This window comes from Gemmatimonadaceae bacterium, from assembly GCA_019752115.1.
GTDB lineage: Bacteria > Gemmatimonadota > Gemmatimonadetes > Gemmatimonadales > Gemmatimonadaceae > Gemmatimonas.
Genome location: JAIEMN010000001.1, coordinates 1 through 22695 on the forward strand (window position 1 = coordinate 1; position 22695 = coordinate 22695).

Here is a 22695-nt window from a genome sequence, read left to right on the forward strand (position 1 = left end):
ACAGATCGCTGAGGACATCGCCGATGAGGCGGAGATCGCCGCCGACGACGCGGCCGGTGGCTTCAACGATCCCTTCGTGTTGGCCAATGCGTTGGTCAAGCTCGGCGCCTGGCGGATCCCATCTGCGTCGGCGACGTTCGCTTCTGCGGTGCCGGGGTTTCTCCGCAAGGACATGCTGGATCGACGCGTGCGACGCCTGATCGGTGCGGATGTCTCCCCCCGTCCACGCTCGTCAGGCCGCGCACTTGCCGGCGCCGTCGTCATGCTCGTGATCAGCACCGCGTCCGGGGTGGTGGACGTCCATGCCCTTCCGTCGCATGGGGCATTGCATCAGGCGGGGGCGCACTGCGCTCATGAAGGGGTCCGATCACTTGCGCACCTGTTCTGTCGGTGGGGCGTGCGGGGGGCTCTCCTGCCGGACGGCGGCCGTGATTGTCCACACCGCGGTCACTAGCCGTCGTTGCCGGAGACGTTGCTCATAGCGTTTGAGACGGCCCACTTCGCCGAAGATCACATGCTGCGATTCTCGAGACCTCCACTACGTGAGCATTAGGCATCCAAGACGAGCGCGTCGCCGACGTCGAGGTCACGAGGGTGTGCGAGTACCTCAGGCATCGTTGCCACGTGAACGATCAGACGGGCTTCGCCAGCGCATTCGCGATGTCGTCCACCGACTCGAGCGTCGCCATCGCGGTCTGCGCGGAGCGATAGCGTTGTAGCACGTCAAGCATCTCAGTCATGGCAGTCATTGCGTTCACATTTGATTCCTCGACGAAGCCTTGTCGAATGTCGCGCTGTTCGATCGGGACGCTCGCTCGGGTCGCGTCCGGCACGAATCGCGTGCCGCCCTCATGCTGCAGTGCGCCTACCTGTGCGACTCGTTCGAGACGTAATCGCTTCAGTGCGATACCGTCGACAGACACGAGACCAGTGACATCGACGTCGATGCGGCCAACGGGCAGCGTCAGCGCGCCGCCCTCGGCTAGCACAGGATTGCCCTGCAAGTCAACCAGGCGTCGATTCGCATCCAGCGCGAACGTGCCGTCGCGGACCATGCGCTCGCCAGAAGGCGTTTGCACCACAAAGAATCCATCGCCGCGGACGGCGAGGTCAAGCGGATTTCGCGTCGGCGACAGTGGTCCTTGTGACGGATCGAGCGACGCATCAGCGGCGGACAGTGCACCATCCAACATTCGCGCAAACGGAGTTTCGGCCTTGAACCCTCGCGTCGAGATGTTGGCGAGGTTGTTGGCTAACACCGCCTGGCGGCGCTCCAGCATGCGGAGCGCCGCCGCCGCACTCGCCGCCCCATCGGCGACTACGGGATCGGGCATTGTCGGTCGGGCAGGACTGGCATGTACAAATGATGCGCATCGGGGTCATTGTGGTGCGAGTAGCGATTCGGACAACCGGTGATGAAATCGGCCGCGCCGAACGGTTCTTTCCTCACAACTGCATCATGAGCGCCGGTCCCATGGACTTGATCCATCCTGCGTCAGCGATGTCCGACGAGTTGAGGCGAAGCCACTTTTTGGCCTTGGCGCGAAGCGCGGCCGGCGATTCAAACTCGAGAAAGTGCGAAACCCACTCGATCCGTGCTCGTTCGCAGTCCAGCAGAAAGCCGGCGAAGATCAGGCGACTGAGCGCGATCAAGCGGATCGGGCTACCGAGCCCCGCCTCGTAGGTCAATCGACGCAGACTTCGCTCGGAACAGTTGCACGCATTCGCCAGTTCACCCACCGTATACGACGCGTACGCCAATCGCAAGCTCGTCTTGACGAGGGCGACGGCGTGCGGCTCTACGTACGGCGCGATGGCCGCCCACACCTGCGTATAGAGCGTGCGCGGTCGATTGGCCTGAATCCATCGCACCAGCGCGTCGAAAGAGTCCCCGTCGGTAACAGTGAACACGTCCGCAAATCCGGCTTTGGCGAGCCGCACGATCGCGGACGTCGCGAGTGCCGCGTCGAAGGCGACCGCAGCGGCAATGACATGACTGGGCGCGAGGCGCACGGCTTCACACACGCGATTCAGTTGAACAGCGTCGGAAACCGGTTCGCTCAATGCCGCCACATACACCGCCATCGGGCGGTGCTGTAGGCACTCACTCAGCGGAAACACCCCGCTGTATCGGTCGATTCGTGTTTGCGTCGCCATTCGGTTGGCGATGCGTGCGTGCCAAATGTCTGGCACGTTCCACAACACAATCGGATCGATCCGGACACTCGATGACTCGAGAATCTGCGGCAGCGACTCTGGCGACCGCGCGCTCATGTCGCCCCAGCCACTGCTCGCGCAGGCGGCGACCCACGATAGGCCAGCAATCGTAGTGCGTTCGCGATGACGACGAGGGTACTTCCCTCGTGCACGGATACGGCGAGCGCGATGCCGACAACTCCAGTGATTGAGGTGACGATCAGCACCGCGATCACACCGAGAGATAGCGCCAGATTCTGCCGGATCACACGCTTGGTTTGGCGACTCAAGCCAATGGCGAAGGGGAGACGACCCAAGTCGTCGCTCATGAGCGCGACATCGGCCGTTTCGAGCGCGGCGGCTGTGCCGGCACCGCCCATGGCGATGCCAACCGTCGCGTGGGCAAGCGCGGGGGCGTCGTTCACGCCGTCTCCCACCATCGCCACCGTGCCCTTGGCCGCCAGCTCTTTGATTGCCGTGACCTTGTCCTCGGGCAGTAGCCCCGCGCGCACGTCGTCAATGCCGACCCGCGCTGCAATGGCGCGGCCGACTCCGGCATTGTCGCCGGTTAACATGACCAACTGCTTCACGCCAACGCTGCGCAGCGCCTCGAGTGTTGCGCGTACACCGGAACGTGGTTGGTCCGCGACGCCGATCACGCCGAGAAACGTGACCTTACCAGTGGACGACGTTCGCCGAACAACGATCACGGTGCGTCCATCGCTCTCCAGCCGCTCCGCGTCTTGTACGATCTGTCCGGGCACCGTACTGCCACCGCCGTCTGCAACTTGAAACATCTTGAGGCGCCCGACCTCCACGCGATCATCGCCCACTCGCGCACGAATGCCGAGTCCTGTCACCGACACTACGTCGCTGGCCTGAAGCACGGGAGCGTCCAGCGACTCAGCGGAATCGATGACCGCCTTCGCCAGTGGATGTTGCGACTGCCGCTCCACGGCCGCCGCTGACGACAGCAACTCCTGCGGCGTGATTCCGTCATTCGGTAGCACATCGGTTGCGCGCGGTGTTCCCAGCGTAATCGTCCCCGTCTTATCGAACGCGACTATGTCAACCGCGCCGAGTGCCTCGAGGTGCGCGCCGCCCTTGATCAACACGCCGTTGCGCGCCGCTTGTGCGATGCCGGAGAGAATCGCCGCCGGCGTGCCAAGCGCGAGCGCGCACGGAGATGCCGCGACCAGCAGCGTCATCGCGCGATAGATCGCGAGGCGCCAATCCCACACGCCGATGAGCGGCGGCACCACCATGACCAACACCGTCGCAAGAAGCACGAGCGGAACGAACACTCTCTCGAAGCGTTCGGTGAACTGTTGCGTTGGGGCCTTTTGTGTCTGCGCTTCGGCGACCAACGTGATTACCCGGTCAAGCGTGCGGTCGCCGACCGCGTTGGTGACCTGAATCAGGAGTGCGCCCTCACCATTGACGGTGCCGGCGTACACTTGATCGCTCACCGCCTTCTCGACGGGCACGCTCTCTCCGGTGATCGGCGCTTGATTCACCGCGGATCGACCGCCCACGACTGTACCGTCGACAGACAAGCGTTCTGCCGGACGCACGAGCACACGGTCCCCTCGCCGAACCTCCTCGACTTTCACCACGGATTCTTGGCGGTCTTCTCCTTCACCACGGATCACCGTCGCAGTGGTCGGGGCCAGCTCGGCCAACGCCTTGATGGCGTTGCGGGCGCGCCCGAGCGCGTAGTGCTCGAGCGCGTGGCCGAGACTGAAGAGGAAAAGCAGCAACGCCGCTTCGAGCCACTGACCGAGACCCGCGGCGCCGGCGGCCGCGACGATCATCAGCAGGTCGATGTCGAACTTGAAGCGCCCCTTTCGTACGTCCCTGAGAAAGTGCCCGACGTTGTCACGTGCGCCGAAGAGGCATGACACAGCGAACAACGCCACCGCGGTCCGCGCCGAGCGCGCCTGCATGACCCAGCCGAGCGACAGCAACACACCCGCGGTGAGGCTCCATGAGAGCTCACGATTGCGCGCGTACCACGACGTACCGGTCGGATCCTCAAGCGAGACATCTGGAGACCTCGATTGCGGCGTGCTGACCAACGCGGACTCGATGGCTTCGCGCGTCGTTGCCTCCCGATCGAATTCCACTCGCACGAGTTGAGCCGCTACACTGACGGAGACGGAGGTCACACCCGGCACGACGCGCACGCGTTCCTCGATCCGCCCTCCACCATCCTCGCTTGTCACTTTCCGAAGCTCAATGACCGCGTGACCATAGCGCTGCCACACGTCCGCGCCAGCGCTCTTCGCGATGGCCGTGAGTTGCGAGAGTGACAAGCGCTCGGGATCATAGTGCAGACAAAGCTGCGCGCTGGCCGGTGATGAGGAACCGTTCGCCGATGCGCTGTTCGGCGCGCCATCCGAGTCTCCGTGTGGATCCCCCACTCGCAGCACATGGACGCGTGTGACGTCCGGACGCGCCTCGAGCAATGAGATAAGGCGTGCCACACACGCGTCGCGCTCGTCCGGTAGGTCCGGGAGCAGGAGCGGCAAGTCCAGTCGAGTCGTCGCTTCCATGGGTTAGCTCGCGAGCGGTGAGGGTGTCGTCAGGTCAGAGCGTCGCTCGAACATCTGATACAGGAGCGGTAGCACGAGCAGCGTGAGAAGCGTGGCGGTTACCAACCCGCCAATGACCACGGTCGCGAGCGGCCGCTGCACTTCTGCGCCTGACCCGGATGACAACGCCATCGGGATGAATCCGAGCGACGCAACGAGCGCCGTCATGAGTACCGGACGAAGTCGTGTCATCCCGCCCTCTCGAACGGCGTCGTCCAGCGACCGGCCGGACTGACGGAGCTCATTGATGTAGCTCACCATCACCACGCCGTTCAGCACGGCGACACCGAAGAGCGCGATAAATCCGACACCAGCGGAGATTGAGAACGGCATGCCGCGCAACAGCAGCGCGACCACGCCTCCCACCGTCGCCAGTGGAATGCCAGTGAAGACAAGGGCCGCTTGTCGCAACGAGTTGAACGTCGCGAAGAGCAGCAGGAAGATCAGCAGCAACGAGACCGGCACTACGAGCATCAGTCGACGGGTGGCGCGTTCGAGATTCTCAAACTGTCCGCCGAACTCCGGGCGATAGCCGCTCGGAAGTTTCACCCTGCCCTGCTCGAACAGCGCACGCACATCGGTGACAAAACTGCCGATGTCGCGACCGCGCACATTGCCCTCCACAATCAGAAGGCGCGAACCGTTCTCGTGGCTGATTTCAGCAGGGCCGGCAACTTCCTGGACGCTGGCGAGCTGGCCGAGCGGCACCCGTTCGCCGCCGGGAGTGCTGACCAGAATAGCGCTGACACTGGACGCACTCTGCCGAACGGCAGCCGGGAATCGCGCCGTGAGTGCGAAGCGACGTTGCCCTTCGAGCACTTGTGAGATGTTGGAGCCGCCAAGCGCCTCCACGACCTGCATGACATCCGCGGCGTTCACACCGTATCGCGCCAGTTGCTCAGGAATCACGCTGATCTGCAATTGCGGCAAGCCTTCGAGCTGTTGAGCCTTGAAGCCAGTCGCGCCAGGAAGCTTGCTGACCGCCGACACCACTTCGTCGCCGAGCCTGCTCAGCGTCGCGAGATCGTCCCCGTAGATCTTGATCGCCAGATCGCTACGCACTCCAGCGATCAGCTCGTTCACGCGGAGTTCGATAGGTTGGCTAAAGCTGAACACGAGGCCTGGAATCTTCGCCAAGGCCGTCGACATCCTGGCTTCCAGATCTGCCTTGTTCGACGCTTTGATCCACTTGTCTTCGGGCGTGAGCATCACGAGGATGTCACTGACGTTCACGCCCATCGGATCGGTCGCGATCTCGGCACGCCCTGTCTTTGAGACGACGTCGACGATCTCGTCTGGAAATTCGTCGCGTAACACTTTCTCAAGTTGAGAGGTCTGACGCGTACTCTCCTCGAGTGAAACGCTCGGCAAGCGCAGCACTTGAAGCGCGAAGGAGCCTTCGTCGAGTCGCGGAATGAACTCAGAGCCGAGAAACGGCACCGCCCCGAGCGCGGCGACCACCATGACGGCCGACGCCAGCATCACGGGACGGCCGTGTGAGATCGTCCACTCGAGTGCTGGCGCGTACACCCGCTTCGCACGCTTGACCAACCAGACATCCTTCTCTTCAACGTTGCCCTTGAGAAAGAAGGAAATCAGTACTGGCGTGAGCAGAAACGTGAGGATCAGCGATCCGACGAGCGCGAAGACCACCGTCAATGCCATCGGCTTGAACATCTTGCCTTCGACGCCCTGCAACGTCAGGATCGGCAGATAGACGACGATGATGATGCCGACGCCAAATAGGATGGGACGTGCGACTTCGGCGCACGCGTCAAGCACCGTGTGCAAGAAGCCCTCGTTCTCGTTCCGATGTCCCAGCCGTCGCATGGAATTCTCAACCATCACGACCGATCCATCGACGACGAGCCCAAAATCGACGGCGCCAAGCGACATCAAACTGCCAGCGATGCCCGCTTTGACCATCGCGCTGACCGCGAAGAGCATCGAGAGCGGAATGGCGAGCGCCACGATGAACGCCGCTCGCAGGTTTCCGAGTAGCAGGAACAATACGACGATTACCAGCACCGAGCCTTCGACCAGATTCTTCTCGACCGTGCCGATCGTGCGTTGCACGAGGTCCGTACGATCGTAGAACGTGGTCATCGACACACCGTTTGGGAGCGTGCGCGCGGCCGCCGCCACTTTCTCCTTCACGGCACCGACCACCGTTCGCGCGTTCGACCCGATACGCATCATGACGATGCCGGTCACGACTTCGCCCCGACCGTCCTTCGTAACCGCGCCCTGTCGAATCGTCGAGCCGATCACGACGTCGGCAACGTCACCGACTCGCACCGGTGTGCCATCGCGACTGGTGACGACGACTCCACGGATCTGATCCAGGCTCTGCACCTGTCCGACGCCTCGAATGATCAGCTGTTCGGCGCCACGCGTGAGATAGCCGCCACCCGCGTTCTGATTGTTGCGCGAGACGGCATCGAGCACCTGCTGCAACGTGACGCCGTATTGTACCAGCGCCTCGGGCCGCACGAGGACTTGATACTGCTTCTCGAAGCCGCCGAGCGTGTTGACTTCCGCCACGCCAGGCACCGTGCGCAGCTGTGGCGCGATCACCCAGTCCTGCAACGTGCGCAGCGCGGTAGAGTCCTGGCGAAAGCTGTCGGCCGCGGCGATGTTCGCCACCACGGCGTACTGAAACACTTCGCCGAGGCCAGTGGACACCGGTCCCATCTCCGGTGATCCGTATGCACTCGGAATCTGCTCGCGCGCCTGTAGCAGTCGTTCCTGAACCTGCTGGCGCGCAAAATAGAGGTCCGTGCCCTCGTTGAACACGACCGTCACTTGTGAGAGGCCGAACTTGGAGATCGAACGAATCTCCTCCAGCTCCGGCAAGCCGAACATCGCCAGCTCGACGGGTAGGGTGACCTGGCGCTCGACTTCGACCGGCGAAAGCGCTGCGGCGTTCGTATTGATCTGTACCTGCACGTTTGTGACATCGGGCACCGCGTCGATCGGCAGTCGAAGCGCGGACCATACTCCTGCGCCCGCCAACAACGCGGTAAGCGACATGATTAGTAGTCGCTGTTTGAGGACAAAGCCAATTAGTCCGCGCATGGCTCAGCCCTCCTCGCCGATTTCGTCTTTCACGAGCTCTGAGCGAAGCGCGAAGGCTCCAGTTGTCACCACACGTGCGCCAGGTGCGAGCCCTTTGAGGATGACTACGCGTCCGCCGTCGATGGTGTCACCGACCTCCACGCGAACGGCGCGAAACTCGCCAGCCTTGGCTCCGGGTATGAACACCGCGGTGCCTTCCTTCAGCTTCTGAATCGCTGACTGCGGCACCACGGCGAGCGCCGTTCCGTTGCCACCCACTTGCAGCGTTCCGCTCGCGAACATTCCCGGCTTGAGCGCCCGATCGTCGTTCGGCAGTTCGATACGCGCGCGTGCAGTGCGGCGCTGCGGATCGACGATATCAGCGAGGTAGATGACGCGACCGTTGAAGACACGATTCGGATACGAGCCCACGGTCACGGTCGCGCGCTGTCCGGCGCGCACTCGCGAGAGATCGCGTTCGAACACGTCGAGCTCGATCCACACGCGGCTCAAGTCAGCAATGGTGAAGAGCGAATCGTTTGGCGTCGTGGTCTGGCCCAGGCTCGCACGGCGCGCTACGACGACGCCACCGAACGGCGCGACGACGTCGAAGTGGCCGCCGGTACCGTGTCCAGCGCCGAGGACTGCCAGCCGATCTTCCGCACTGCGGAGCGCCGCTTCGTTGCGCCGGACTTCGGCCTCCGCGTCAAGCAACTCCTTTCGGCTCGAAATGCCCTGCGTGGCGAGTCGCTGCTCGCGGTCGTAGTTCTCGCGCGCAATGCGAAGAAGCGCGGTAGCCTGCTTCTCATCGGCTCGAATCTGGCCGACCTCTGGACTCTCCAGCTCCGCGAGTACTTGGCCTCGACTGACCCGCGCACCGAGGTCTACCGGCAACGCAATCACGCGACCCAGTGTACGGGCACCGATATGGGTTACGCGATTCTGGTCGTACGTGATCGCGCCGGTTAGCGGCAATCCATTGGTAAGCGTGCTATCCGCATTTTCGACACGGATACCCGCGATGGCGGCCGCTGCCGAATCGAGTTGCACGCGCTCCGCATGCGGCGCCGCCGCACTGTTGTCTGCGGTGCTTGCGGTGGCCGCAGACGGCTTCTCTTCAGAATCCGACGACTTACCGCAACCCGCGACGCTGACGGTGGCAAGTGCGAGCACAAAGACGATGCGTCGACGCGTCGCTGACGCTCCGATCCGAGCGGACGCGTTCGTGTGGACGCGCGAGAGAAGGCGATGCGAGGTCATGGACGAGTCCTGGTCGTGTCAGAAGTGGTCGATGCGGGAAGGGTTCGGGGTTGTAGCGCGCCCGTCGCGGCGTCCAGCTGCACGCGGGCGGCGTGTTGCGCCAACCACGCGTCCCAGTAACCCAGTTCCGCATCCAGTAGCTGATTGCGTAGAAGCAGCAGTGTCGGGAGGGCGATCTTACCGGCTTGAAAGGCCGTGTCGAGCAAGCCACTATTGCGGCGCGCCGGACCTAGCACGGTCTCGGTGTAGATCGCGAGCTCGGCGGAGGCCGCCTGATACGATTGCAGCGCGGCGCTCACATCGGCGCGCAGTGCAAATCGCATCGCGTCGAGCTCGCGAAGCGACTGCGTTTCGAGCGCGCGACGCTGTGCAATCACGCCTTGGTTGCGATTGAACATCGGGAGCGACACACCTAGCGATGGACCGAACCGCGGATAAGCAGGTCCGCCGGTGACCGCTTCTAGCCGACGCTCGGCGAACACCCCAAGCTGCAGATTCGGGATCCACTCGCGGCGCGCGAGCGACGTCAGCGCCGCGGCCTCCTGCACCGCAGCCCGTTGTGCCTGGAGATCAGCGCGCGTCGATGCCGCCACGACGAGCAACGAGTCGGCGGAGAGCTGTGGCGCGCTAACGCCTTCGGCCTCAGCGTCGATCAGACGAAAGGTCATCGTCGCTGGCAGTCCGAGCTGTGTCGCGAGCGCCACACTTGCGACAGCGGCTTCGCGCCGCGCCGCGAGTACGCGAGCGCGAGCGCGCCCGACTTCAATCTCCGCGAGATTCGCGTCGAGCTCACTGATCTCGCCTTCCCGCAGCTGAGTGCGCACGGCGACTCCAAGCCGCTCGTTCAGCACGAGCAGATCGCGCGCCAGCGTCTCACGCCGCTGTGCGGAGACGGCGCGAAGAAACGCCACGCTGGCATCGGCCACGGTCAATCGCGCAGCGTTGAGCACGGTCGCATCCACGCGCGTGACTCCGCGCTTGGCCGCTGCGACACGTTGACCACGTTGACCAGCGATCTCGAGCTCCTGCGCGAGCGTGATCGTTCCAGGCTCGTCAGAATTGCCGCTGATCAATCCGTTGAGCTGCATCTGCACGCTTGGATTGAACGGGAGCAACTTCGACTGCTGCAGTGCGCCCCGCGCGATCGCCGAGTTTTCCCGTAGTGCGAGGAAGCTCGGATTGCGTTGGAGCGCGAGACGCTGGACTTCGCTAAGTGTGAGGTCGACCGAATCGGCGCTGGCCCGCAAAGCCGACTGCGCAGCGGCTGCGCCGACCGGCCACGACAGGAGCGAGAAGAGCGCCGAGACGACGAGCGCGTGGTACAACGACCCGGCGGCGTGCGAGGGCGCGTTTGCTCGCGTGGATCGCAGGAAGCTCACCGGCACGCGAGTGCCGGGAACGGATGTCCCCATAAAAATCTCCAGAGAACGCACGCACGCGCCCGACCGAGAAGCGGCCGGCACGAAGAACGTGCGATGAACGGCTATCGGGTGATGGCTCTTGCGCGGTCGACCGCATGTACGCGGGACCAACACGACGCTGTCGAAAGCGGCGTCGACCGAGGGCGTTCCTCGGTCGCGCTTTCGTCAGTGGATCAGGCGATCAGCGCCCTGGCCGGCGGCCGCAGCCCCGGCGCTCGCTCGACACTCGTCGGGAGATCATCCACAGTCGTGGGCACGGTGGCCCAGTCGTTCGAGGAGTCATTGAGCCCGCCGACACGCACGGGCACACCGCCATGCACATGCATGCAGTGACACACGTGCGCGCTGTGCGGATCTTCGCCGAAATCGTCGGCGTGCAGCGGTACGTCGGAACGGGCGTCTATGTGCACCAGCGCCGTAAGGACACCATCGCTGCAAGCGGTCACTGCAATTGCCGGCGAAGCGGAGGTGCGCACCGCGACGGAACTCCGCGATGCCTCGCGTTCATGCGCCTCGCCGAAAACTGGCTCCGTGACCCCGAGCATCACCGCCAACGCCAAAAGCGCCGCGATAGCGCGACGCAGTGAGACGCGGTGAATAGTACGGCGTAGCGAAGAGAGCATGATATACGGAGGACGCCCTGCAGATCGGTTTGGTCACCATCTTCAGTGATTCGCCGCCGCACTTGGAACGATAGTGACGCGCGAGCCGAATGGCAATCCGAGGTCTTTTCGCTTTTGATAGCGACCTAACCGAAGGTCAACGAAATATTTTCGTGTAGGGACTATAGAGACTAGTGGGTCGTAGGTGAAATGTGGATGGCACGAGAGTTGCAGTATCGGGCGGTATGTTTACCCCTACGATGGATCTCGTGCTCGCCCCTGAGGATCGCCGCACTCTCGAGCAGATGCTGCGGCAGACGACGCTGAGCCAAGCGATCGCCAAGCGGGTGCGCGTCGTGCTCGCGCTGGCCGATGGCGACAGCTACGCCACGATTGGCGCCCGGTTCGCGTGCACGGATCGCTTCATCGCGATCTGGAAGCGCCGCTTCGTGGACGGCGGCGTCTTGGCCCTCGCGGATGCCCCGCGAGCGGGATGGGGCCATGGCATCACGGCCGCGCTGGAGGCGAAGATCGTCCGCCTCACGCTGCAGACCCAGCCGCCCACCCCGCTGACGCACTGGTCGAGCCGGCGCTTGGCGGCGAAGCTCGGTGTGGCGCACACGACGGTCACGACCGTGTGGAAGCGGCATGGCCTGAAGCCGCATCGCCTCGAGCGGTACAAGGGCAGTCCAGATCCCGACTTCGAGACAAAGGCCGCCGACATCATCGGGCTCTACATCGACCCGCCGGTCAATGCGGTGGTGTTCTGCGTCGATGAGAAGACGGCGATTCAGGCGCTGGATCGCACCGATCCCGTGTTGCCGCTGCGGCCCGGCCGGGCTGAAGCCCACGGCTTCGAGTACGTGCGCCATGGGACGCGCTCGTTGTACGCCGCGCTCGACGTCGGCACCGGCCACGTGCAGGGCAAGGTCGCCGCGCGCCACACGAGCGCCGAGTTTGTGGACTTCCTCGAGACGGTGACCCGCTCGGCGCCCCGCGGCAAGGCGGTCCACTTCGTCGTCGATAACCTGTCGGCGCATAAGACCCAAGCGGTGAAAGACTGGCTCGCCGCGCACCCGCGCGTGACGATGCACTACACCCCGACCTATAGCAGTTGGCTCAATCAGGTGGAAAGTTGGTTCGCGCGCATCGAACGCGACTGCATCGCGCGCGGCATTTTCACCTCGACCACCGATCTGACGCGCAAGCTGCTCCGCTACATCAAGCTCCACAACGAAACGTGTCAGCCGTTTGTGTGGCGGTATCGCGACCCCACCCGTCGCATGCCCGCTACACGTAAATCAACTACGACCCACTAGTCAGGTCGGTGTCGCTACGCTGAAAGAGCGGCCGCGATGCCCATCTGACGAATGAATTCTTCAGTTCTCGCGATGGCAATCGCGAAACTCATGTCGGCCGGAATCGATTCTGGTTTTCCGGAGACTCAGTGAGTTGAGTCGCTCCGCGACCAACGCTCCGCTGGTGACAAAAAGTCGCGGGTCGCCATGATCCTCATGAGATGTCACCGCGCCGGGCCGCATCGGTCGCCGGGCCCGACGAGGCGGGCGCTCGGGCAGCGCGTGCTGTTGACGCCAGCAGCGGTTGTGCGGTCCGAAGATCGCGGATCGCGGAGGCTGACCCTGTCAACGGTGGGACATCTCCTGCGTCGCCTCGGTTGCGTGACGCTGCGGCCCTACGAAACCGCAGCGCTGGCAGCACACCGGGCTGAGGCACCTGCGACCGAGAAGGCTCACCGCTCCACAGCGCATCGCGCTGGACCGCTCCCCTGCTTCATCGCGGTCTGCAACACATTTCGTGCACACTCGGCAAAGGGTTGTCAGCCGGGATTGAGCCGTCTTGGAGCTTGAACAACCCGTCCGGCAGCTCCCTTTACGGCAGGTAAAGCGTCGGGTATCTTTCTCGTCATCATCGCAAGACTCTGTTCAAACACTTTCCGGGCCCGATACATGCTTGCCTTCGCTTCTCTTGGACTCGCGTTTTCGCTCCTGCTTTCACCGGTGCCACTGCCGACGGTCCCGTATACGCCGATGTCGGTGACGCTGCGTATCCTGCCGCACGCGAAGCTCAAGAGTTCGTTGCCCGCAGCGGGGGCGAGTGTCGCGGCCCCCAAAGAGCTGCGCCTGACGTTCAGTGAAGCGATCGAGCTCAAGATGTCGCGCGTGTCGTTGTGGCAGGGCACTACCGACACCCATGCCCTCGGCGAGCTGACCGCGGACGGCGGTGAGACACTCGTGGCGCGCGTCGTCAAGCCGTTGGCCAAGGGGGCGTATACGGTCAAGTTCACAGTGGCCGGCGAGGACGGCCACCCGATGAGCGGGTCGTTCACCTTCATGATCCAGTGATGCCGGCCATGCGAATTTCGGGGCGGGTGTTGCCGGTCTTGCTCGCCAGTTTCGTCTTGAGCGGTGGCTCCCTCGCCGCACAGCGCCCAACCGCCGATGCCGACCGCGCGGTCCGCGCGGTGATCACGGCCGTGTTCTCCGCGCAGGAGCGAGGCGACATGGCGGCGTTGGACACGCTGTACGCGGGTGAGGCGCTCACCATTTTCGAGGGCGCCGGCGTGAACCGCGGGTGGGCGGACTATCGGGATCATCATCTCGGACCCGAGCTCAAAGAGATGAAGGAGTTTCGGTATCGTCCCATCGAGATCGATGTGCACGTGGACGGTGCCACCGCGTGGGCCACCGTCAGCTATGCGTTGCAGGCCAAGATGGGTGATCGCGCCGTCGATAATTTCGGTCGCGGGACGGTGATCCTGGAGCGCAAGGGGAGCGGGACAACGGGCCGATGGGTCGTCCGCCACTCGCACACCGCGTCCCGTGCTCGTCGCGCGTCGGATCCGCCAATGCCCGGTGCGTAGGTCGCGCGCATCGGAGGCGGAGATATCATCGATGGGACGTGCCCTGCGCACGTCCCATCTCGCGCGTTGGCATCGGTGGGGCGGCATGCTCTTCACCATTCCACTGCTCGCCTGGATGGTCTCGGCCACCGCGATGACGCTTGCTACCGCCGGGGCGTCGAATGGTCTTGCCGGTGTGTTCACGCTCCGGCCCACCAATTCGATTCCGCTACCGCTCGAGCGCGCGCCGTGGACGCCGGCGGCCATTCTCAAGCTCGCCGCTCCTGACGAGGCGAAGGTTTTCTCCCTTCGACTCGAGTCACGCGGCCCCTACATGTGGTACGTCGTGAAGACGGGGCCGAATGCGCTCGCGCGCACATTCGACGCGCGCACGGGGAAGCGTCTGGACCCGTTACCGGATTCGCTGCTGACCGCCGTGGCCAACGAGGCGTTGGTTGGCAGCCGTGTCGTGGAACTGACGTCGGCGCCCGAGGCCAATCGCTTCTATCTCGGCGGGCCAGTTTCGGCCGTGCGGGCCCGGCTCGAGGGACAGCAGCGCGCGACGCTCGTGCTGTCGCGCGACGAGGGGCGTACGCTTCGTCGCTTCGACGAACGCGCCGCGACCTTCGAGTGGTGGTATCGGCGCTTTCATGTGGTGCAGTACACCGAGCGGCTCGCGCTGTGGACGTCGCTGCTGTACGGCCTTGGGATGGCGTTGGTGGGGACGACCGTACTCGGGTTGTGGTTGCTGTGGCGGCGACGATCGCGGTACGCGCTTCGCGCGACCAGCGTCACTCCCGTCGAGGCCGGAAGTTGGACGGATGCGCGTTGGTGGCATCGGCTGGCGGGTGGCACGATCGGTGGAGTGCTCGTGATTCAGCTGGCCGTTGGCATGTACCTCTGGCTGTGCCTCGGGCCGCTCGAGCACGCATTCCGCGGCACCGCCAGCATCGCGGCTGACTGGCACGGCGGAGTCCCAACGGACGCCCCATTGGCGGACCCGGCCACTGTGCTCACGCGCATCGCCAACACTTCGGCCACTGGCGACGTACGGGCGCAGGCCATCGAATGGCGCCGCCTCGGGGATCGAGACGTGTGGATGGTCACCTGGCGCCGGGACCGTCCCCCGATCGTCTACGACGCGCGTACCGCGACGCCGCTGCCTACACTGCGGCCCGATCAGGCCGGCGCGATTGCGCAAGGGCAAGTGGTGGGACGCCCATCCTTCTTCTTGGTGGGATCCGGGCCACAGCTCGTGACGGATCTGAATCGCCCGGTGGAGGCGTACCGTTTTCGATTCGCGGACCCGTGGACGTCGGATATCTACGTCTCGCAGGCCACGGGTGACGTCGTTCAACGGCGCCCGCGGTTCTGGCGATTCTTCGACCCCTTGCTGGCAGCGCACACGCTCGCCCTGTCTGGCAACAGCCTCGTCGATCATCTGGTCTTCGCCGTCACGCAAGGCGTGCTGTGGGCGGTCCTTGTCACCGGCTGGGTCATGCAGCGGCGGCGATGGCAGCGCTCAGGGGAAACCGCTGTGCGAGAATCGCGCGAGGACGGCAGTTCGACGCGGCCGTCCCTCGGAGAGGCGGGCGCCGTGCGCGCACTCGCGCGTCAACGCATCGCGGACCGTGTCGCCCAGCGTCTGGCGCTAGTCCTTCCGGTACTGCTCGCCTCCTGGCTGCTGTGGAAGCTCGCGGCGACAGCGGTACGCGATGCCGCCGTTCGGCCAGGGGCTGCCGCTCCCGTCGAAGCGGGCCACCACTGACCACGCGCGACGCCGCGCGTGGTGCATGAGATCGAAGACGCCTGGCGGCCGCTTCGCGGGGCTGCGCCTCTCTCTACGCCCGCCGACGGCGCGACGACCAGTGCACCGCGCGGATGCTCCACCCCGAGGCGTCCTTGGAGAGCACCATCAACTCGGCCATCTCCGAGCCATTCGATCCTTCGGCGCCACTTGGCGGCGTGACCGACTTGGATACCACGTAGGCGGTGCCGCCAATGAGGCGAACCTGCACCAGGCTGCGCACGGCCTTGGAATCCTTGCTGGCCGCCATGTCGGCACCGAGGTGATGTCCGAGATACTCGGCGCGAGTCTGAATGGCGCCGCTCTCGAGCACCATGACATCAGTGGCGAGCAGGGCGGTTGCGCGAACTGAGTCGCCGGCGGCCAAGGCGGCGTGAAACTGCTCAACGGCGGCGACGGCCGCGGTGGAATCACTGCGGTTGGATTGCGCCGAGAGCGGAGCGGCAACACCGCACAACGTCAGCGCGGCAGTGAGGGTGGCGAGGCGAACGAGTCGGGTCATGGCGGCGCGGAGGTTGGGGGAGGATTCGGCATCGGAGTTTATGCAGCGTAAACTACGGAGTCCCGGAGAGCGCCACCAGCGGGAATGGGACGGCTTGAAGGCGGGGGCTCCGCCGAGCCCGCAGTATCATCGATTGCGACAGCCGCGCCGACAGCGCCGGAGGAATGCATGAACGCGTCTCATAGCCATGGTGCCCACGACCCAACGCGGACACAGACCGATGATCCGTCTGCGCATCACGTGGATGCCGCGGGGCACACAAGCGAAGCCACTCTCCGCGCGGGAGAGCCGGCTCACCGCGATCACGGTACGCACGACAAGCACGCGGGCCACTCGGTGGCGATGTTCCGCGACAAGTTCTGGCTTTCGCTGCTCCTCAGCGTGCCGACGCTCGTCTGGGGGCACATGCTGCAGGACGCGCTCGGCTATCATGCGCCGTCGTTCGCCGGCTCGCGCTGGATTCCGGCGGTGTTCGGCACCGCCGTGTTTGCGTACGGTGGCCCTCCGTTCTTGCGGGGGGCTGTCGGCGAGCTGAGGGATCGAATGCCCGGCATGATGTCGTTGATCTCACTCGCCATCGTCGTGGCGTTTGTGTTCAGCACGGCGGTCACGCTCGGCTACCCGGGCATGCCGCTGTGGGAGGAACTCGCCACGCTCGTGACCATCATGCTGCTCGGTCACTGGATGGAAATGCGATCCATCGACCAGGCTCAGGGGGCGCTCGGAGCCTTGGCGAAACTGCTGCCGGATCAGGCCAGCCGCGTGCATGTGATGGGGGACCAGGAGCACGTGGAAGTCGTGCCGATAAGCGCGCTGGCCGTCGGCGATATCGTGCTCGTACGCCCCGGGGCGCACGTCCCCGCTGACGGCGTCGTGCGAAGCGGCACGAGCACGCTCGATGAGTCGATGATCACCGGCGAATCGGTTCCCGTAAGCAAGGCGGTCGGAGACCGTGTGATTGCCGGAACCGTCAACGGCGCGGGCGCGCTACGCGTGGACGTGACGGCCGTCGGTGAGCGCACCGCTCTTTCGGGCATCATGCGGCTCGTCGCGGACGCTCAGCAATCGAAATCACGCGCCCAGATGCTGGCCGACCGCGCGGCGCAGTATTTGACATGGGTGGCGCTCGGAGCGGGAGCGCTCACGTTCATCGCGTGGATCGCGGCGGGTGCGAGTGGCGCGAAGGCCGTGGAGCGGTTGGTCACGGTGCTGGTGATCGCGTGCCCGCACGCGCTCGGGCTCGCGGTTCCGCTCGTCCTCGCGATCTCCACCACGCTCGGAGCTCAGAGCGGGCTCCTTGTACGTGATCGTCGCGGACTGGAGAACGCACGGTTGCTCGACACCGTGGTGTTCGACAAGACCGGAACGCTCACGCTCGGCGACCATCGTGTCGTGGATCAATTCACCGCGGACGGAACCACGGTCGATGCAGCGCTGCAGCTGGCTGCGGCGGTCGAGCATGACGCCGAGCACCCGGTGGCCAAGGCCATCGTTAAGAGCGCGAATGACCGTCAGCTGGGTCCGCTCCGAGTGCATGATTTCGAGGCGATGCCGGGAATTGGCGTGAAAGCGATGGTGGACGGGCGCGTATTGTACGTCGGAGGTCCGACCCTTCTGGAACGGCTGTCGGTCTCACCGTCGGCTGACGCAGCGGCATTCATCGAGGCCGGGGCGCGCACAGGGCAGGGGACCATACATCTCGTCGAGGAGGTCCCTGAGAGTTCCCACGCGACTCATCGCTTGCTGGCGTCGTTCACGGTCGCGGACGCTGTGCGTCCAGAGTCTGCCGAGGCCGTACGGGCATTGCGCGCGGCTGGCATACAGGTGGTGATGATGACCGGCGACACGCGTGCGGTTGCCGAGGTGGTCGCGAAGTCTCTCGGCATCGACCGGGTGTTGACCGGGGTGATGCCCGACGGCAAGGCGGCCGAGATCCAGCGGTTGCAGCAGGGAGGGCATCGCGTCGCGATGGTGGGCGATGGCGTGAACGATGCACCGGCGCTCGCCATGGCCGACGTCGGAATCGCGGTCGGCGCCGGTACCGACGTGGCGGTTGAAGCCGGTGACGTCGTGCTGGTGCGGAGTGATCCGCGAGACGTCTCTCGCATTCTGACGCTCTCTCGGGTGACCTATCGCAAGATGGTGCAAAACCTGTGGTGGGCGGCCGGATACAACGTGGTCGCCATCCCGCTGGCCGCCGGGGTGCTGGCCCCATGGGGCATCACGCTGTCCCCGGCATTCGGCGCGGTCCTGATGTCGGTGAGCACGATCATTGTGGCGCTGAACGCCCAGTCGTTGCGTCGGACAGTGCTGTGACCACCCGGATGCCTCCGACGAGTTGACCTCAAGGAAAGGTCGTGGATCCCTCACCGCGTGAATCGGCGAGGGATCCGGGGCGGGAATGACCATCGCCGATCGCCTCGTTCGTTACAGAATGTGCATTTCGCGCGCTCCTATCACTCGCTCTTTTCAACCTCAGCGCCGCAAATCCCGACAAGCGACATCGCCGATCGTAGACAAATCGATGTATGGTCGCCCTCGCGTTCGCGGTCATACATCAAAATCGGTGGATTTGCGGTCGATCGTACCGAAACCCGCGTTCCTTAGCTCAGCGAACGACGTGCCGAACGCATTGAACGACATGGGCTTGTGCAGTACGCGAGAGCGATCGTTGCTGTTGCGGAGAGAAACCCGATAAAAGCCGCCAGTGATATAGCTCAGGGGTTCGCAACATCGGCCCAAGCGCGCTCCTGCCGCTGCGCTGGACTCCGGCGCCCCTCTCGGCGCACCGTCTACCATGAGCCATACATTCGAGCTGGTCGAAACAGCCCCCCGCCCGTCCCCAGCCCTCACGTCTCAATGGACTCGCAGCGGGACAGCTTCTGGCGTGTCGGAGCGCGCAACCTGCTGCACGACTGCGTGTCGATTGATCTACACCTCGCACGACTCGCTGGCGCACCGAACGATGCGCACATACGCCGCAGTCTCTTTTGGCGCGGGCTGGCCGGAGCGCTGCGCGCGGCTGAGCGCATCGCGAAGGCAGAAACGCGTGTGCTTCTCTCTCCACGGCGGCCGATCAGCCGGTATCTACTGCTGCTCCGCATGCTGGCGCGGGAAGGAGGATCGACGGTGCAGGTGCCGTCGAGCGCGACACTGGTGCAGCGAGTGATCACACAGCACGCGCCCGATTTGGCGCTGCCCGCACTTTCGCAGCTTCCAACCCTCGCGTCCGAAACCAGCTCGTCGCTCGTCGCAACGTGCAGCGCCTTGGTGGGGGCTCTATCGAGCGAGCGTGTGCAGCGCGCACTGCGTCTCGATGTGCTTCCGCCGCTGCGAACGACACAGGTGCTGTCGATGGTGGACCGTATTCGCAATGGCAGCGTGATGCTCTATCAGCCGTCCACCACGAGCGCCGAGGGCATGACTATCGCCCGCGCGGTGAAGGCCGCCACGTACGACGCCATCCTTGCAGGCGCCGCGTGCACGCCTGAGGGGGCAGTGCAGCGACTCGTCGCGATCGTGATCGACGAAGCGCATGAGGTCTTGACGAGCACCGGAGTCAGCGACGCGAGGTTTCTTGCCGTTGGACGCGCGTTTGGATCCGCGCCGATTTTGGCGACACAGTCGATCTCCGCGATACGCGATCGCCTGCCGATGGGGTCGCATGACGCCGTACGCGCCATCATCACGAACGTGGCGACGAGGGTGCAGTTGGCAACGTCGGATCCCGATACCCTGCATGAGCTACGGGCGCTGATCCCTCCTCCGCCTATACCAGGGCCGCATGTTCTCGATATTCGCTCACTGGCGCAGGGCCTCCCGGGCGAGGCATGCTGGATTTCTTCTTCCGGCGGATGGGGTATCGGTCGCGTGAAACTTCGGCCCTCGACGCCCTCGCCGTGAGGATATTCGAAAAGGGAGTGCTGGGCTTTTGCTCGGCCTCCCTCCTCGTGCAGGGTCTCAACATGAGACCTATCCCATTCTCGATGATCCCGACCTGGCTTCAGGTCCTGCGGGTTCTTCATCAGCTCACCGACGACGAGCGCGTGACGCTGGCGGCCTTCCGGAAGCACGACGAGCCCGCCTGGCACTGGGCTGTCGCGCAGCGCTCGCCTACAACACAGAGGAGTGGGCACGTCGGTCATTCACCGTGGATTCACTTGGTGAACGGGCGCCCCGCACGGTCGATCCGCCAGATCGCGCCACTCTGGATCGCGCAGCCAGACCGGTGGCCAATCACCGCCGATGAACTCGAACAGCTCGCGTTGCATGATCCTCACATGCGACATCGCTTCGAGGCGGCGAAGCGCATGGCGGACCTGCTGCTGCATGAACACGCAGATTGGCCGTGGCTCAGGACGGCGCTCGATCTGCTGCACCCGTTAGCAGTTCGACCGACGGATGACATGGACGATCTGCCATGGAACGACGGGCCGCGCATCAAGCGTCCCAGGGGGGCCTCGCCAGTGCGCCCGGTCGTGCCACCGCCGTCGCCGATGTCGGCACGTGCCGGCCAATCATCCACGGCAGTGAGCCCTCAAGGATCCACGCGTCCAACCTTGCGTGTGAAGCGCCCACCACCCACGGGCACTCCGTGATTCCGCGCCCCACTACCGAGAGTCGCACAGTTGTTCCGGTGCCGCCTCGGATACCCTGCGGTCTGAGCACTGGCGAATCGGCGCCTGGGGCGCATCTTCCCGCGAGGCGGTCATCGGTGGCCGCCTCAGTCGGGATGGGTAACCCCCGGATTGCCCCCCGGCGAGATCACGATGGCGTAGAGCTCGCAGGGAGAGACGGTCGATGGACGAAAGGCGATAAAGCGGGGCCCCGCCTGAGCCGCAGCAGCGGGATGATGACGAGCTCTCCCTTGATGACCTCTTCGACAAGGCCACTGCCGATCAGGTCGAAATCAACCGGCGGCTCGACACCATGACGCCCGAGGAGCGTGAACGTCGGGAAGCCCAGCGTCTCGAGGACGAGTTCCGATTGGCAGATCATGCGCGCTTCGACGACTCGCTGGATCCGCCGTACTGACGGCGCGACTGCCAGGCGGATATGCGGCGCCGTCCGAGTAGGTGCTTCGGCGGCGATCCGGCGTACCGAGAAGTGCGGGGCATACGCTTGAAGTGGCTACCTCTGCCGATTATCTATCGATGCTCTGGGAGGGCGCGTCCGGCTGCCTGAGTTCGGCGAACGACGCAGTTGCGCAACCAATGCACAACAACGAGATCATTTTTGTGATCTATCCTCTCTCAGGACAGGTGGCCGAGTGGTTGAAGGCACCGGTCTCGAAAACCGGCATACCGGCAACGGTATCGTGAGTTCGAATCTCACCCTGTCCGCTGCAGTGGTTTCCCAGCGCGCCGTCGTGGACCCCCGCGGCGGCGCGTTGTGCTTGATCGGCGGCCTCGGTCGTCGTGTGTGGTACCTGCGGCCTGCCGCAGCGCTCCTGGATGGGTGGCCGAGTGGTTTAAGGCGCACGCCTGGAAAGCGTGTTGGCGCGAAAGTGTCTCGGGGGTTCGAATCCCCCCCCATCCGCTGATCAACAGAATCCCCGCCATGGCACAGCGCCACGGCGGGGATTCGCGTGTACGGGCGCGTCGCGCGACCCGCTCAGAACAGCAGCGCAGCCATCCGTCGCCGACCGTCGCGCACCAGCGCCTCGTCGTCGACGACATGCAGCACCTCAACGAGCGCCGCCCGCGCCGGGCTGCGCTCGTCGTGCTTTTCCACCCGCAGCAGCTCGAGCAGGGCATCGAGCCCGCCCGCGGCATCACCGGCCAGGACCAGCCGAATCGCCGCCGCATGCGGCGCGTGGCCATCGGCCTCGCTGCGCGCGGCCAGCCGGTGGAGCGACACCGCCGCACGGCCACGCACGGCCCGCGCGTCCGAGTACACCGCCGAGGGCAGGGCCTCCAGGGCCTGTGCCGCGCCCTCCACGTCTCCGGCATCCAGCTGCGCCAACGCCGCGTCCACCGCGCGCGAGCCGGCCGCATCCACCACACCGTGCTGCGCGAGAAACGCCCGGATCTGCGCCTCCGGCAGCGCGCCCGGAAAGCCTCCCACCGACTTGCCCCCCTTGAACAGGGTCACCGTGGGAATCGAGCGAATCTGGAACTGCGCGGCGAGCGCCTGCTCCTTGTCCGTATCCACCTTGGCCAGTTCGAACGCGCCGTCGTATTCGGCGGCAAGCCGCTCCAGGATGGGCCCCAGCGCCCGACAGGGGCCACACCACGTGGCCCAGAAATCGACCAGCACCGGAACCGTCTTGGAGCGCTCCACCACGTCGGCAAGGAACCCGGCCGTGGTGACATCGTGTACATGCGGGTGTGTCGTGCTCATGCTCGAATTCTATATCGCCGGCAACGCCACCGACCCGCCCCCTGTCATCTCTCT

The 22695-nt window shown here is 64.8% G+C and carries 18 protein-coding genes and 2 tRNA genes; 10 read left to right on the forward strand and 10 right to left on the reverse strand.

Features of this window, described 5'->3' with window-relative positions:
- On the forward strand, positions 1-454 hold a 454-nt coding region (locus K2R93_00005), incomplete at its 5' end, for a hypothetical protein (protein MBY0488195.1).
- A 178-nt stretch (positions 455-632) separates the two neighbouring features.
- Here K2R93_00005 and K2R93_00010 read toward each other — a convergent pair.
- The 7 genes from K2R93_00010 to K2R93_00040 all read right to left on the reverse strand — a co-directional run bounded on the left by K2R93_00010 (position 633) and on the right by K2R93_00040 (position 11004).
- Complete coding sequence (locus K2R93_00010; GenBank protein ID MBY0488196.1) at positions 633-1280, reverse strand: flagellar hook-basal body complex protein; 648 nt, start codon at positions 1278-1280, stop codon at positions 633-635.
- A 166-nt stretch (positions 1281-1446) separates the two neighbouring features.
- The gene (locus K2R93_00015) at positions 1447-2025 is read right to left on the reverse strand and encodes a hypothetical protein (GenBank protein MBY0488197.1); all 579 of its coding nucleotides are present in this window, start codon (positions 2023-2025) and stop codon (positions 1447-1449) included.
- 245 nt (positions 2026-2270) lie between these two features.
- Complete coding sequence (locus tag K2R93_00020) at positions 2271-4487, reverse strand: heavy metal translocating P-type ATPase (GenBank protein ID MBY0488198.1); 2217 nt, start codon at positions 4485-4487, stop codon at positions 2271-2273.
- 267 nt (positions 4488-4754) lie between these two features.
- The gene (locus K2R93_00025; protein MBY0488199.1) at positions 4755-7868 is read right to left on the reverse strand and encodes a CusA/CzcA family heavy metal efflux RND transporter; all 3114 of its coding nucleotides are present in this window, start codon (positions 7866-7868) and stop codon (positions 4755-4757) included.
- A gap of 3 nt (positions 7869-7871) precedes the next feature.
- Entirely contained in the window at positions 7872-8897 is a 1026-nt protein-coding gene (locus K2R93_00030) for an efflux RND transporter periplasmic adaptor subunit (GenBank protein MBY0488200.1), read from the reverse strand.
- Between the two features lie 206 nt (positions 8898-9103).
- A complete protein-coding gene (locus K2R93_00035) occupies positions 9104-10519 on the reverse strand; it encodes a TolC family protein (GenBank protein ID MBY0488201.1) in 1416 nt (471 codons plus the stop codon).
- A 182-nt stretch (positions 10520-10701) separates the two neighbouring features.
- Complete coding sequence (locus K2R93_00040; protein ID MBY0488202.1) at positions 10702-11004, reverse strand: hypothetical protein; 303 nt, start codon at positions 11002-11004, stop codon at positions 10702-10704.
- 386 nt (positions 11005-11390) lie between these two features.
- Between K2R93_00040 and K2R93_00045 the strand changes: the two genes are divergently transcribed.
- The 4 genes from K2R93_00045 to K2R93_00060 all read left to right on the forward strand — a co-directional run bounded on the left by K2R93_00045 (position 11391) and on the right by K2R93_00060 (position 15758).
- Positions 11391-12449: an IS630 family transposase gene (locus K2R93_00045; GenBank protein MBY0488203.1), complete on the forward strand. Its 1059-nt coding sequence runs from the start codon at positions 11391-11393 to the stop codon at positions 12447-12449.
- 699 nt (positions 12450-13148) lie between these two features.
- Complete coding sequence (locus K2R93_00050; protein MBY0488204.1) at positions 13149-13493, forward strand: copper resistance protein CopC; 345 nt, start codon at positions 13149-13151, stop codon at positions 13491-13493.
- 8 nt (positions 13494-13501) lie between these two features.
- Positions 13502-14011: a nuclear transport factor 2 family protein gene (locus K2R93_00055; protein ID MBY0488205.1), complete on the forward strand. Its 510-nt coding sequence runs from the start codon at positions 13502-13504 to the stop codon at positions 14009-14011.
- 31 nt (positions 14012-14042) lie between these two features.
- Entirely contained in the window at positions 14043-15758 is a 1716-nt protein-coding gene (locus tag K2R93_00060) for a hypothetical protein (protein MBY0488206.1), read from the forward strand.
- A 73-nt stretch (positions 15759-15831) separates the two neighbouring features.
- On the opposite strand, the gene K2R93_00065 is transcribed toward K2R93_00060, so the two are convergent.
- Positions 15832-16299, reverse strand: coding sequence for a nuclear transport factor 2 family protein (locus tag K2R93_00065; GenBank protein ID MBY0488207.1), 468 nt, complete (start codon positions 16297-16299; stop codon positions 15832-15834).
- Positions 16300-16467: 168 nt separating this feature from the next.
- Between K2R93_00065 and K2R93_00070 the strand changes: the two genes are divergently transcribed.
- From K2R93_00070 to K2R93_00080, 3 genes are all read left to right on the forward strand, one after another.
- Positions 16468-18615 (forward strand): heavy metal translocating P-type ATPase, encoded by a 2148-nt coding sequence (locus tag K2R93_00070; GenBank protein ID MBY0488208.1) that lies wholly within the window; start codon positions 16468-16470, stop codon positions 18613-18615.
- Between the two features lie 543 nt (positions 18616-19158).
- Complete coding sequence (locus K2R93_00075) at positions 19159-20202, forward strand: type IV secretion system DNA-binding domain-containing protein (GenBank protein ID MBY0488209.1); 1044 nt, start codon at positions 19159-19161, stop codon at positions 20200-20202.
- Positions 20130-20897, forward strand: coding sequence for a hypothetical protein (locus K2R93_00080; protein MBY0488210.1), 768 nt, complete (start codon positions 20130-20132; stop codon positions 20895-20897). The genes K2R93_00075 and K2R93_00080 overlap by 73 nt, the downstream gene beginning before the upstream one ends.
- Positions 20898-21063: 166 nt before the next feature.
- On the opposite strand, the gene K2R93_00085 is transcribed toward K2R93_00080, so the two are convergent.
- Positions 21064-21297 carry a hypothetical protein gene (locus tag K2R93_00085; GenBank protein MBY0488211.1) on the reverse strand — a complete coding sequence of 78 codons (234 nt, stop codon included), beginning with the start codon at positions 21295-21297 and terminating at the stop codon, positions 21064-21066.
- Positions 21298-21554: 257 nt separating this feature from the next.
- Between K2R93_00085 and K2R93_00090 the strand changes: the two genes are divergently transcribed.
- A tRNA-Ser gene (locus K2R93_00090) sits at positions 21555-21641 on the forward strand.
- Between the two features lie 109 nt (positions 21642-21750).
- Positions 21751-21837 (forward strand) — tRNA-Ser (locus K2R93_00095).
- Positions 21838-21912: 75 nt separating this feature from the next.
- On the opposite strand, the gene trxA is transcribed toward K2R93_00095, so the two are convergent.
- Positions 21913-22641: a thioredoxin gene (gene trxA, locus K2R93_00100; protein MBY0488212.1), complete on the reverse strand. Its 729-nt coding sequence runs from the start codon at positions 22639-22641 to the stop codon at positions 21913-21915.
- Positions 22642-22695 lie beyond the last annotated feature (54 nt).